Here is an 11,685-nt window from a genome sequence, read left to right as displayed (position 1 = left end):
CCCGTTTGCGGGGCCCCGCTACAAAGTTTGAAAAACTAGCGAGAGGGCAGCGGCCGCTCTGCGGAGCAGATGCCAAAGCAGCGCTTGCCCGTTTCAACCACTCAAAAAGGCCACCCAGCTGGGTGGCCTTTCTTGTTTTTACAAGGGCGGTCTATCTCCATCTGCACACGGCCCCTTCCCTGTTGACAAAAAAAGGCCGCTCTCCGCTCTCCTGCGCAAATCCCCTCTTTTTAGGAATTGTCTGTATTTTCTCCCCCCGCCCCTGTCAAACCGCCGCCCACCACTGGACAAATTGCTCTGGTGCCTCGTCCGCCCATCCGGTGCAGGAAGGGTAAAGATCTAAACAATGGGCCCCTCTTGGCCAAGCCCCTATACCCCCTCGCCGTGACCGCGCTCTGGGGAAACAGCAGCACCAGGCCGGAAGGGAAAGATCCCCCTTCCCTTCCACCTTTCCCCGCCTGCACCAGGGCTTGTTTTCCCATACAAAAAAGAGGGGGCGTTCACCCCCTCTTTTTTTCTCGCACTCAATCGTAAAAGGCGCTGTGGATGGCGGAGACCGCCCGGTCGGCGTCCGCCCGGTCGATGATGACCGAAATTTTGATCTCGCTGGTGGAGATCATCTTGATGTTGACCCCCGCATCCCCCAGGGCGGCAAACATGTCGGCGGCCACGCCGGGGTTGGACTGCATCCCCGCCCCCACGATGGAGACCTTGGCGATGTCGTCCTCGCTGTAGATCTTGGCGCCGGGATAGCGGTGTCCGTGCCGCCCCAACACTGCCAGGGCCTCGTCCTTCTGGTCGTCGGAGATGGTGAAGCTGATGGCCTGGAAGCCGTCCTTCGGGGGGGTCTGCAAAATGATGTCCACGTTGATCTTGTGGTTGGAGAGCAGGGAGAAAATTTTGAAGGCGGTGCCCGGCTGATCCGCCACCCCGTCCACTGTGATGCGCACCACGTGCTCGTCCTTGGCCACCCCTTTGATCAACATCTTTTCCATCTTTACATCCTCCTTCACAATGGTGCCCGGCACCCGGCTCAGGCTGGAGAGCACCTCGATCTGCACCCCAAATTTTTTCGCCATCTCCACCGAGCGGTTGTGCAGCACCTGGGCGCCCAGGGTGGCCAGCTCCAACATCTCGTCAAAGGAGATCTCGTCGAGTTTCTTTGCGTTTTTCACCTTGCGGGGGTCGGCGGTGTAGACCCCGTCCACGTCGGTGTAAATCTGGCAGGTGTCGGCGTGAAGCGAGGCCGCCAGCGCCACCGCCGAGGTGTCGGACCCGCCCCGGCCCAGGGTGGTGATGTCGTCAAACTTGTTGAGCCCCTGAAAGCCGGCCACCACCACGATGCTGCGCCGGTCCAGCTCGGCCTGCAGCCGCTCGGTGTCCACCCGGTGGATGCGGGCGTTGGAGTAGTTGCTGGTGGTGAAAAAGCCCGCCTGCCAGCCGGTCAGGGAGATGGCCGGGTAGCCCATGGCCTCAATGGCCATGGCCAGCAGGGCGCAGCTCTGCTGCTCCCCGCTGGAGAGGAGCATATCCATCTCCCGCTTGGAGGCGCTCGGGTTGAGTTCCGCCGCCTTTTCGATTAAATCGTCGGTGGTATCTCCCTGGGCGGAGACCACCACCACTACGTTGTTGCCCGCTTTATAAGTGTCGGTGACGATCTGCGCCACATTGCGCACCCGCTCGGCATCCCGCACCGAGCTGCCGCCAAATTTCTGCACGACCAAAGCCATGGGAATCCCTCCTCTTTCTTCTCGTCACTCTTATATCTATTCGCACACCCGCACCGTTGCCCCCTGATTGTCGGGGCGGAGTTTGACCAGTTCAAAGGCGCGGGTCTCCCGCTCCTCTTGGAGCAGAGCGGCTGCCCGGTCGCCAAAGTCGGCGTTCTGCGCGTCCACCAGGGCGAGGATGGTGGGGCCAGCGCCGCTGACAAAGACCGCCAGCGCCCCGCACTCGTAGGCGATGTCAAAGACCCGCTGCCCCCCCTCGATCAGCCCCAGCCGGTAGGGCTGGTGCAGCCGGTCCCCCGCCGCGACCCGGATGTTTTCCAGTTTGCCGGTGCAGATAGAGGTGGCCATCAGCGCCGCCCGGGAGAGGTTGTAGACCGCGTCCTTGTGGCTGACCTGTGGCGGCAGTGCCGCCCGGGCCACCTCGGTGGAGAGGCTGAAATTGGGGATAAAGGCCGCGAAGTGCATCCCCTCGTCCAGCTCTTTTTTCACGTAGTAGACGTGTTCCTCTTCCAGCACGGCGGAGACAAAGCCCCCCAGAATGGCCGGGGTGGAGTTGTCCGGATGCCCCTCTAGATGGGCAGCCATGTCCACCAACTCGTCCCTGGAAAGAGGCTCGCCCAGCAGGGTGTTGGCCCCCAGCAGCCCCCCCACGATACAGGCCGAGCTGCTGCCCAGCCCCCGGGTCATGGGGATGTTGTTGACCTGCTCGATGCGCAGCCCCCGGAAAGGGCGGCCCACCCGCTGGTACAGGGCCTTGGCAGTGCGGTAGATGAGATTGTTCTCCCCGGTGGGGACGGGCCGCCCGTCGCGGGAGGAGATGGCCGGGCCGTCCCACTCCTCCATATCAATTTCATTTTGCAAATTGAGGGCCAGCCCCAGCGAGTCAAAGCCTGCGCCGATGTTGGCGCTGGTGGCCGGCACGGTGATGTGAATCACGAATGAGTCCCTCCAATGGTCAAAGTTTTCGCCCCCCTCGCGGGGCGGCGGATCAGTAGGGCAGCACCTTCAGGGCGGTGGCCACCCTGGCCCAGTCGGGCAGGGCGGCAATGCCGGCGGCAAAGGTCTTGCCGCTCTGGGGCGGAAGGATGCAGACGATCCCCTCCTCACTGGGCTGCACCAGTTCGGGCGCGCCGAAGGCGGCGGCCACGGCCTTGGAGAGGGCCTCCTGGGAGCCGCCCTCTAGCCGCAGGTAGCGGCGCAGCACATCCTCTGCCGGGTCGGCCAGGAACTCCTCCTCGCTCTTGACCCAGAAGAGGGTGCGGTGGACGTCCTCGCTCTTGACGCAGTCGATGATGTCGCTGACCACGGCGCTGGCAGTGGGCAGCTTGCCCGCCCCGCGGCCGTAAAAGAGGACGTCGCCCAGCATGTCGGAACGCACCAGAATGCCGTTGTACACGTCGCTCACCGAGGCCAGCTGGCTCTCTTTGGGCAGCAGAGCCGGGCAGACCTCGGCCAGCACCCGTCCGTCCTCCAACCGCTTGGCCCGGCCGATGAGCTTGACGGCAAAGCCCAGGCGCTCGGCCGCCTCCATGTCGGCGGTGGTGATGGCGCGAATTCCCTCGGTGGGCACCTGGGCGGGGAAGATGTGCCGCCCAAAAGCCAGGGAGCCCAGGATGCAGATTTTGCGGCAGGCGTCGTGCCCGTCCACATCGGCCGAGGGGTCGGTGGTCTCGGCATACCCCAGGCTCTGGGCCAGCTTCAGCGCCTCGTCAAAGGAGAGGTCCTCCCGATTCATCTTGGTGAGCATGAAGTTGGTGGTGCCGTTGAGGATGCCGGCGATCTCGGTGAACTCGTTGGCCGCCATGCACTGGTAGATGGGGCGGATGATGGGGGTACCGCCCCCCACACTGGCCTCGAAGAGGAACTGAATGCCCCCTTCCTTCGCAATCTGCAGCAGTTCCCAGCCGTGGGTGGCCACCAGCTCTTTATTGGAGGTGACCACGCTCTTGCCGGCCAGCAGGCTGTCCTTCACAAACTGGTAGGCCGGTTTCAGCCCGCCGATGGACTCCACCACCACCGATACCTCGGGGTCCTTTAAAACCACCCCGAAATCCTTGCAGAGCTTCCCCTCGTTGGGGTCGCCGGGGAAGTCGCGGATGTCGCAGATGTATTTGACGGCGATGGGCTGCCCGGCCTTGCGGGCAATGCCCTCGGCGTTTCTCTCAATGACCTCGGCCACGCCGGAGCCAACGGTGCCGTATCCAATGATTGCTACCTGTATCATTTGCTACTCTCCTAACAATTGCTTTAATTCCACAATTCCGCCCAACTGTCCAATCTCCTCGGTCAGCTCCTCCAATGGGAGACAGGCGCTGCCCATGCGAAAGGAGATGGTCACTGGGGCCACCCCGTCGATGGGGATGGACTGGTTGATGGTGAGGATGTTGGCGCCGCTGTTTGCAATGGTGTTGATGACCCGGGAGAGGACCCCCGGCTCATCCCGCAGGGAGAAGGAAAAGGTGCACAGCTGCCGGCTGTCCCCCGCCGGGCGATAGACCCGGTCTTTGTACTTGTAGAAGGCGCTGCGGGAGATGCCCACCTTCTTTACCGCCTCGCTGGAGTTTTTGGCAAGGCCCTGGGCCAACATCTCCTTGGCCTCCACCACCTTTAAAAACACCGGGGGCAAAGCCCCGGTGTCCACCAGCAGAAACTTGGGTGTATCCTGCATAAGTCCACCTCACAAACACTGTTGTTTTTCTGTAAGATACAGTATAGCGCCATCTGCCCAAATTGACAACCATTTTTTTGCCGAAAGCCGCCAAAACTCGCTGGTCGCTGTTGAGTTTGGCGTTTCCCCCAAAAAAATGTCGCCCGGGGGCTTTTGGACGGGCGGTATCACGGCGGCGCGCAGTGGTCGCCACACACAAAGAAAGCCGGACGGCAATGCCGTCCGGCTGATTCTCACAAGTTGTTGCCGCGATGGGGGCCCGGCCTCAGTCCTCCCGCTTGGGGGGAACCACCGGTATCTGGCTGGAGCTCGCCGGCGGCACCACCGGCTGGCTGGAGGAGGCGGAACTGGAAGGGGTTGAGGGCGCAGAGGAAGAGGGCGTGCTAGAAGAAGCCGCCGAACTGCTCTGCGGCTTTGGCTCCTCCTCCACCGGGGGGTCACCCTCGTGCACCCCGGAACAGGTCTCGGGGATGTTGGAGGTCTTGTACCAGCCCACCGCGGTCTCGGTGCACTTGTCGGAGGCCAGCAGCCCGCTCTTGACGCAGTAGGTCTTCTGCACCACGCCGGAGGCGTTGGGGAAGTTCTTGTAGGGCTTGCCGGAACTGATCTGGCTCATGATGTTTTTCCAGATGGCGGCGGGGGGATATCCGGTCTCGGACACCCCGTACTTGGAGTCATAGCCCCACCAGACGCCGGTCACGTAATAGGGGTTCATTCCCACAAACCACACGTCCCGGGGCAGGTTGTTGTCGGTGTCGGAGTCGGTGGTGCCGGTCTTGCCCGCCAGGGGCATGGAGCCGTAGCGGAACGAGGCGGCGGTGCCACCCGACTGCAAAACCTGTTGGAGCATCTGGTTTGTCACCTTGGCGGTGGACTCGGAGAAGGCGCGGTTGCTGCCGAACTCACTGCCGTCTAGCACCACATTGCCAAACTGGTCCTCCACCCGGGTGTAGGTGCGGGGCTCGTAGTAGACGCCGCCGTTGCCAAAGACGGCGTAGGCGGCCGTCACCTCCAGGGGGGAGACGCCGTCTGTCAGCATCCCCAGGGCCAGGCTGTCGTCCACATCGCTGTCGGTGAGGGTGGTGATCCCCAGCTTCTCCTGCAAAAAGTCATGGCTGTTCTTGGCCCCAACCTTCTGGATGGTCCGCACCGCCACCGTGTTGACCGACTTTTTCAGGGCGGTCTCGGCGGTCATTTTGCCCTTGTAGCCCGCGTAGTAGTTCTTGGGCCAGGGGCGGCCGTTGAGGGTCTTGACAGGGGAGTCGTCCATGACGGTGGAATAGGTGATCAAATCCTGCTCGATGGCCGGCCCGTAGGCGGCCAGGGGTTTCATGGTGGACCCGTTGGAGCGGCCGGCCACCACCGCCCGGTTGAGGGCCCGGTTGACCGTCTTTTCGCCCCGGCCGCCCACCAGGCCCAGGATATTGCCCTCGAAGTCCATCACCACCGCTGCCGATTCCGGCTTGATGGTGACCTCCGACTGGTTTCCCTCCTCGTCGGTGACGGTCTCTTTTCTCGAGACACTGGGGAAACTCTTGTCGTTTTCGTAAACCGACTCCAGGGTGTCTTGAATCGAGGTGTCCACGGTGGAGTAGATGCGCAGACCGCCGGTGTAGAGGTAGTTGGTGGCCTCCTCCTTGGTGTAGCCGTACTTCTCCATCAAATGGTTGATCACATCGTCGATCATGTAGTCGGTGAAGTAGCTCTCGACCTTCTGGGCGTTGGCGGCGTACTCCTCGCTCTTGAACTCGGGTTCGGTGTTGACCGCCTCGTCGTGCTCCTCCTGGGTGATGTAGCCCAGTTCCAACATCTTGCTAAGCACGTAGTCCCGCCGGGTCTTGTTGTTCTCGGGGTTGATAAAGGGGTTGTACTCGGTGGGGCTCTGGGTCATGCCGGCGATGGAGGCACACTCCACCAAAGTGAGCTCAGACACGTCCTTGCCGAAGTAGACATAGGCCGCCGCCTGCACCCCGTCGGTGTTGTTGCCCAGGTGGAAGGTGTTGAGGTAGGCCTCCAGGATGTCCTCCTTCGAGTACATCTTTTCCAGATTTAGGGCGCGGAAAATTTCCCTCGCCTTGCGGGCGTACCCCTCCAAAAAGTTGGTGGACTTGTCGTGGGTGATGTTTTTGATCAGCTGCTGGGTGATGGTGGAACCGCCCGGACGCCCCTTGTAGATGGGGATGACCTCGTTGACGGTGGCGGCGATGGTGCGCTTCCAGTCCACCCCGTGGTGCTTGTAAAAGCGCTCGTCCTCCACTGCCACCACGGCGTTGATCATGTTTTCGGGAATGTTCTCATAGTCCACCCAGATGCGGTTTTCAGCCGAGTTGAGGCGGGTCACTTCCACCTCTTCACCCGACCCGTTCTTGCCGTATACGATGGTGGTAAAGGCCAGCTTTACATTTTCCAGGCTCAAGATCTGGTCGTCGTTTTTCATGGTGCTGAAGACGTACATCATGAAAGAGGTGGCCGCAATGGACACCACGATCACCAGGATAAAGAATATTGTCAGGCAGACCTTGAACCATTTTCTCTCCCGCAGTTTCCGCTTGGGGCCCTTTTGGCCCTTTTTCGAGGCGGCGTTTGCGGCGGTCTGCTTGGTGGTTCCCTTCTTCTTCTCCGACGGGGACTTGCCGCCGTCCGGCGATTTTTGGTTGGGCACAAGCATAACCTCCTTCCAATGGTAAGTTATTATAGCATATACCGTCGATTTTGTTAAACCGATTTTTCTGTATATTCATTTATTTTTAAGAGAATACTGGACTCGAGAGGTGATTGATGTGACGAAAAACCGGTGGATTCTCTCGACCGTGACCGCTTTTCTCTGCTGCGCGGCCCTATTTCTTTCCAGCTTGTTGGTAGGATGGCACCACGGCGCCGACTCTATGCAGGCCGAGGCCCCTTCCCGCTATCTTCTGCGGGTGGAAAACGGGCAGCTGGCCGTCTACGCCGGCGGCGCTGGCCAGCCCGAACTCTGTGGAGAGGTGACCCTCAGCGCCCTGCCGGAAGAGGAACAGCAGCACCTGTTACAGGGCGTCTGGGCGGAGAGCCGCCAGGAGCTGGAAGGGCTTTTGCAGGACTATTCCAGCTGATGGCTCCCCCCGCTTCCCTGTCGGCCCGGCCCTTTGGCCGGGCCGTTTTCTGCGCCGGTACAGATTTTTAAAAAAGCGGTGGCCGCCGGGGTCAGGTACTTGTTTTTGTGGTAGACTGCGCAGAGGCTGCGCACCAGGGGCATCCCCTCCACCGACAGCCGGCAGAGGGAGCCGGAGGCCAGCTCTCCGGCGACCAGCCGCACCGGCAGCACGGCGATCCCCAGCCCCTGGCGGGCGGCCTCTTTCAGGGCGCGGGTGGAACTGGACTCCCAGGCGGGACTCACCTCCATCCCCCGGGTGATGAGGGCGCTCTCAAAAACCTTGCGGGCGCCGCTCCCCACCTCCCGCAGCAGGAGTGGCTGGCGGGCCAGTTCAGCCGTCGGCAGGGGTTGGCGGGCCAGCAGCGGGTGGTCAGGGCGGCAGAAGAGGCCCAACTCGTCCTCCAAAAAGGGGTGGGCAGCCAGCTGGCCGTCCCGGGCGGGGCCGTCCATCAGCCCCAGATCCAACCGGTTCTCCAACAAGAGGCCCTCGATGGTCTCGCTGCTGTCCACCCGCACCTGCACCTCCACCTCCGGCCAGGCAGCGGAAAACTGCTCCACACAACTGGGGAGGAGTTCGCTGCCCACAGTGATGCTGGCGCCGATGCGCAGCCGGCCGCCCCGACCACCGGGCATCTCCTCCTCCAGCTGGTCGATGAGATCGAGTATCTGCCCGGCCCGAGCCAGCAGCTGCCGCCCCGGCTCGGTGATGTGCAGCCGCCGGGAGATGCGGTCGAAGAGCCGGACACCGTAATGGCTCTCCAGCTCTGAGATGGCCAGGCTCACCGCCGGCTGGGTCATGTAGAGGCGGCGGGCCGCCTCGGTGGCGCTGCCGCACTGGCAGACAGCCGTGAAGATGCGCAGATGGCGCAGAGTCATTCTGCTCCCCTCCTTTTTATAAGCGATTTGATATTTATTACATAAAATTATATTATTTTACTTATTGAAATGCAAGGCGTATACTGGGGGTGAAAAGAGAAAGAGGAGGCCATGCAGTTGGCAAAGAGAGATTTGCGGTTTTACTGGAAGCTGTTTTCTTCCACCTTCACCCTCAGCGCCTTTACCTTTGGCGGCGGGTATGTCATCATCCCCCTGATGCGCAAGAAGTTCGTGCAGCAGTACCACTGGCTGGAGGAGGACGAGATGCTCGACCTGACGGCCATCGCCCAGTCCTCCCCCGGGCCCATCGCCGTCAACGCGGCCATCATCATCGGCTACCGCCTGGCGGGGATGCTGGGGGCCCTGGTGGCCATTGTGGGCACGGTGCTGCCCCCTCTGATCATCCTCTCGGTGATCTCCCTGTTCTACCAGGCGTTTCGGGCCAACCAGGTGGTGGCCAACGTCCTGCGGGGGATGCAGGCCGGGGTGGCGGCGGTCATTGTCGACGTCACCGTCACCATGGGCTGGGGGGTCGCCAAGGAGAAAAATATCCTCTCCATCCTGATGATGGCGGCGGCCTTTGTAGCGACCTATGTCTTTAACGTCAACGTGGCCTTCATCGTGCTGGCCTGCGGCCTCATCGGCTTTCTCTGCTTCCGGCAGAAAAAGAGCGGGGAGGTGTCCAAATGATCTACCTGCAACTGCTGTGGAGCTTTTTCCAAATCGGCCTGTTTAGCTTTGGGGGCGGCTACGCCTCCATGCGGCTGATCCAAAACCAGGTGGTCACCCTGCACCACTGGCTGGACATGACCCAATTTGCCGACATCATCACCATCTCCCAGATGACCCCCGGGCCGGTGGCCATCAACTCGGCCACCTTTGTGGGCACCCACATCGCCGGGTTCTGGGGTTCCATTGTCGCCACCGTCGGCTGCGTGATCCCCTCCTGCATCATCGTCATCGCCCTGGCCAAAATCTACACCAAGTACCGCCAACTCGACGCCATGCAGGCGGTTTTAAAGGGGCTGCGGCCGGCGGTGGTGGCCCTCATCGCCTCGGCGGGGCTGTCCATCCTCATCCTCTCCCTCTGGCAGGGGGGCGCGGTGAGCTGGTCGCCCGCCAGCATCGACTGGATCTGCGCCGCCCTGTTCGCCGCCGCCCTCTTCATCCTGCGCAAGTGGAAGCCCAACCCCATCTGGGTGATGGTGGGCTGCGGGATCTTGGGCGCCTGCATCTTCCCCTTTGTGGGGTGACGTTCTCCCCCTCAATACGGCCTCCCCTGCCCTGTCGGGCAGTCCGAGAGAGGGGGCGCAGCAAATGCTGCGCCCCCTCTCTCTTTTTCTCACAGGGACCGTCTGTCAAGGCGGCCTTTGCAGCGAAAGGCGCCGCTGTCCGCCCGGTCCCCTTCCAAGCAGAGGCAAAAGCCGCTGTCCAAAGGGGCAGCGGCTCGATCTTGGCGTTATACCTTATCCTTAAAATAGGAGTGGGCACAGTAGAGGGCGCCGGCCGGGTTGTGGGCCAGGGCCCGATCCTTGGTGATCAGGGTGGTGGTGGGCGCTTTGGCGTACTTGTAAAAGAGGGAGTCGTGTCCCACGCAGAGGCCGATGGCGATGTTGAACTCGGTCTGCTGCTCGTTTAGGAGCATGGCCTGGGCGATGGGGTTGCACATGGGCTCAAACCGGCCGGGGTGGACCTTGTCCTCCTCCCCCAGGCCCACCTGCTCCTTGGGCACCCCGCCGGCCTTGCAGATGGCCGACACCACCGTGAAGCCGTGGGCGCGAAAGATTTCGCAGGCGATCCGCCCCTCTTCTTTTAGCCCTCCACAGAAGGCAACCCCCAACTTTTGATAGCCCATGGCCTTGCAGAATTCGGTGATCTCCCGCACCCGGGGCCAGCGGCCATAGCCGGTGGCCTCGATCTTGGAGCTCTCCAGGTAGAAGGTGTGATTCTCCTCCTCGCTGTACTTGGCGAAGGCGGCCTCCATCAACGGGGTGTTGCGGATGGGGCAATTTTGGGGCAGCTTCTCAAAGTCGCCGGACTGGCAGCCGTGAACGGTGCAGCTTCCACAGGTGTAGTACACAATCTCTCTCCTCTCTGCGGGCCGGCGCTCTTGCGGGCCCTTTTCCCCATGATACCCCGGCCCGGGCGGAGAAGCAACCGCTTTTCCCATCGGAAATTCGGATGGCGATCCCAACCACTATAAACCCCTTCACCGATCGAACGGTCCGCTCCAATTCGCCCTCATTTACCACAAAAGGGGGCCACCGGTCAGAGCAGAGAAAGGGTGCAGCCCCAAACCGCTCTGCGCCAGGGCAGCCCCCCTCTTCACGGCGCCCGTTTTTGAGGATGCGCATCGCCGCAGCGCTCTACCGCCCCTTGTAAAAGCCGCTGCCGGCAGCGGCGAACACCCATTTTTCCCCTTCTGACCCCTGTCCGCTCGATTCGGCGAAGGCAGGCCAACCGGTGTGAGGACAGGCCGGCCACACGCAAGGGGAAGCCCACATCCCCTCCTATGAGCAGGCAGACCCACCCCGTTTTTCGAGGGGCGTAGCACCCTTTTTCGCCCCTCTGTGCCCGCGGCGGCAAAAAGGGGAGGATCCAGCCTGTGCGCTCCGGCTCCTCCCCCCCTCTTGCCCCCTCTGCACCGGGTGGGCAACCTCTCTATTTCCCCGCCGCCCTTTGCAGCAGGTGGGTAAAGTGGGCGATCATCCCCTCCACCTCAGCCATGTCGCAATAGTTTTTTGCCCGCAGCTCCACCGCCCTGTCCAGCAGGGTGACGCAGTGGCAGAGGTGGTAAAAGGCCATCCGCACCGGGTCGAGGGGCTCCTCCACCAGCTGGCGATAATCCTCCCCAAAGCGAAGGCGCAGAAAGCTGGCCTCCATCGGTCCTTCGCGGCGATCTCATCATGTCCGGCCCGTCGATGTACTGAACCAGAGCATAGGCCCAGGGCTGCTCCCCATCGCCCTCGTCCAGACAGTAGAGTTCTGGGGTCTGCACCCCCAGCCGGCGCAACAGGCGGTTGTTCTGCACCAAAAGGGAGGTGCCGCTGGAGGAAAAGACCGCCCCTTTCTTCCCGCTGGAAAAATAGGAGGTATCCTCCCCCCAGCGGTAGACGATAAAGGGGGGCGCACCCCTCCGTCTCGGCCAAGTAGGTGTGTTTCTGTGCGCCGCCCAAAACCCGCTTCAGCGAGCACACCCGGCAGCCCCTGCCCCACAGCTGGGCCGCCTTTTCCGAGAGGAGTGCCTGCCATTCTCTCTTCCACCGCCTGCCCCTCCT

At 62.0% G+C, this 11,685-nt stretch carries 11 protein-coding genes; 3 read left to right on the top strand and 8 right to left on the bottom strand.

Annotated elements, in window-relative coordinates:
- Positions 1-524: 524 nt before the first annotated feature.
- The 5 genes from HJY11_RS09555 to HJY11_RS09535 form a co-directional block, all read right to left on the bottom strand.
- Positions 525-1,730 (bottom strand): aspartate kinase, encoded by a 1,206-nt coding sequence (locus tag HJY11_RS09555; protein WP_208075723.1) that lies wholly within the window; start codon positions 1,728-1,730, stop codon positions 525-527.
- A gap of 36 nt (positions 1,731-1,766) precedes the next feature.
- A complete protein-coding gene (gene thrB / locus HJY11_RS09550) occupies positions 1,767-2,666 on the bottom strand; it encodes a homoserine kinase (RefSeq protein WP_208075722.1) in 900 nt (299 codons plus the stop codon).
- Between the two features lie 52 nt (positions 2,667-2,718).
- Entirely contained in the window at positions 2,719-3,954 is a 1,236-nt protein-coding gene (locus tag HJY11_RS09545; RefSeq protein ID WP_208075721.1) for a homoserine dehydrogenase, read from the bottom strand.
- 3 nt (positions 3,955-3,957) lie between these two features.
- On the bottom strand, positions 3,958-4,398 hold the full coding sequence (locus HJY11_RS09540; protein ID WP_021661525.1) for an ACT domain-containing protein: 441 nt from the start codon (positions 4,396-4,398) through the stop codon (positions 3,958-3,960).
- A 265-nt stretch (positions 4,399-4,663) separates the two neighbouring features.
- Positions 4,664-7,060: a transglycosylase domain-containing protein gene (locus tag HJY11_RS09535; protein WP_208075720.1), complete on the bottom strand. Its 2,397-nt coding sequence runs from the start codon at positions 7,058-7,060 to the stop codon at positions 4,664-4,666.
- Between the two features lie 118 nt (positions 7,061-7,178).
- Here HJY11_RS09535 and HJY11_RS09530 point away from each other — a divergent pair, with 118 nt between their 5' ends.
- Entirely contained in the window at positions 7,179-7,490 is a 312-nt protein-coding gene (locus HJY11_RS09530) for a hypothetical protein (protein WP_208075719.1), read from the top strand.
- Here HJY11_RS09530 and HJY11_RS09525 read toward each other — a convergent pair.
- A complete protein-coding gene (locus HJY11_RS09525) occupies positions 7,478-8,407 on the bottom strand; it encodes a LysR family transcriptional regulator (protein WP_208075718.1) in 930 nt (309 codons plus the stop codon). The genes HJY11_RS09530 and HJY11_RS09525 overlap by 13 nt on opposite strands.
- A 117-nt stretch (positions 8,408-8,524) precedes the next feature.
- Here HJY11_RS09525 and HJY11_RS09520 point away from each other — a divergent pair, with 117 nt between their 5' ends.
- Together HJY11_RS09520 and HJY11_RS09515 are read left to right on the top strand one after the other, a co-directional pair.
- Positions 8,525-9,097, top strand: a complete 573-nt coding sequence (locus HJY11_RS09520) for a chromate transporter (RefSeq protein WP_438820430.1) — start codon at positions 8,525-8,527, stop codon at positions 9,095-9,097.
- Positions 9,094-9,660, top strand: coding sequence for a chromate transporter (locus tag HJY11_RS09515; RefSeq protein ID WP_208075716.1), 567 nt, complete (start codon positions 9,094-9,096; stop codon positions 9,658-9,660). The genes HJY11_RS09520 and HJY11_RS09515 overlap by 4 nt, the downstream gene beginning before the upstream one ends.
- Positions 9,661-9,866: 206 nt before the next feature.
- Here HJY11_RS09515 and HJY11_RS09510 read toward each other — a convergent pair whose 3' ends face one another.
- Complete coding sequence (locus HJY11_RS09510; protein ID WP_368041573.1) at positions 9,867-10,487, bottom strand: DUF1847 domain-containing protein; 621 nt, start codon at positions 10,485-10,487, stop codon at positions 9,867-9,869.
- Positions 10,488-11,068: 581 nt separating this feature from the next.
- On the bottom strand, positions 11,069-11,290 hold the full coding sequence (locus tag HJY11_RS09505) for a hypothetical protein (protein ID WP_208075714.1): 222 nt from the start codon (positions 11,288-11,290) through the stop codon (positions 11,069-11,071).
- Positions 11,291-11,685: the final 395 nt, after the last annotated feature.

This window comes from Bittarella massiliensis (ex Durand et al. 2017) (genome assembly GCF_017566145.1).
GTDB classification, from domain to species: domain Bacteria; phylum Bacillota; class Clostridia; order Oscillospirales; family Ruminococcaceae; genus Bittarella; species Bittarella massiliensis_A.
The sequence above is the reverse complement of the archived record's forward strand: the minus strand, read 5'-3'. Positions and strand labels throughout refer to the sequence as shown.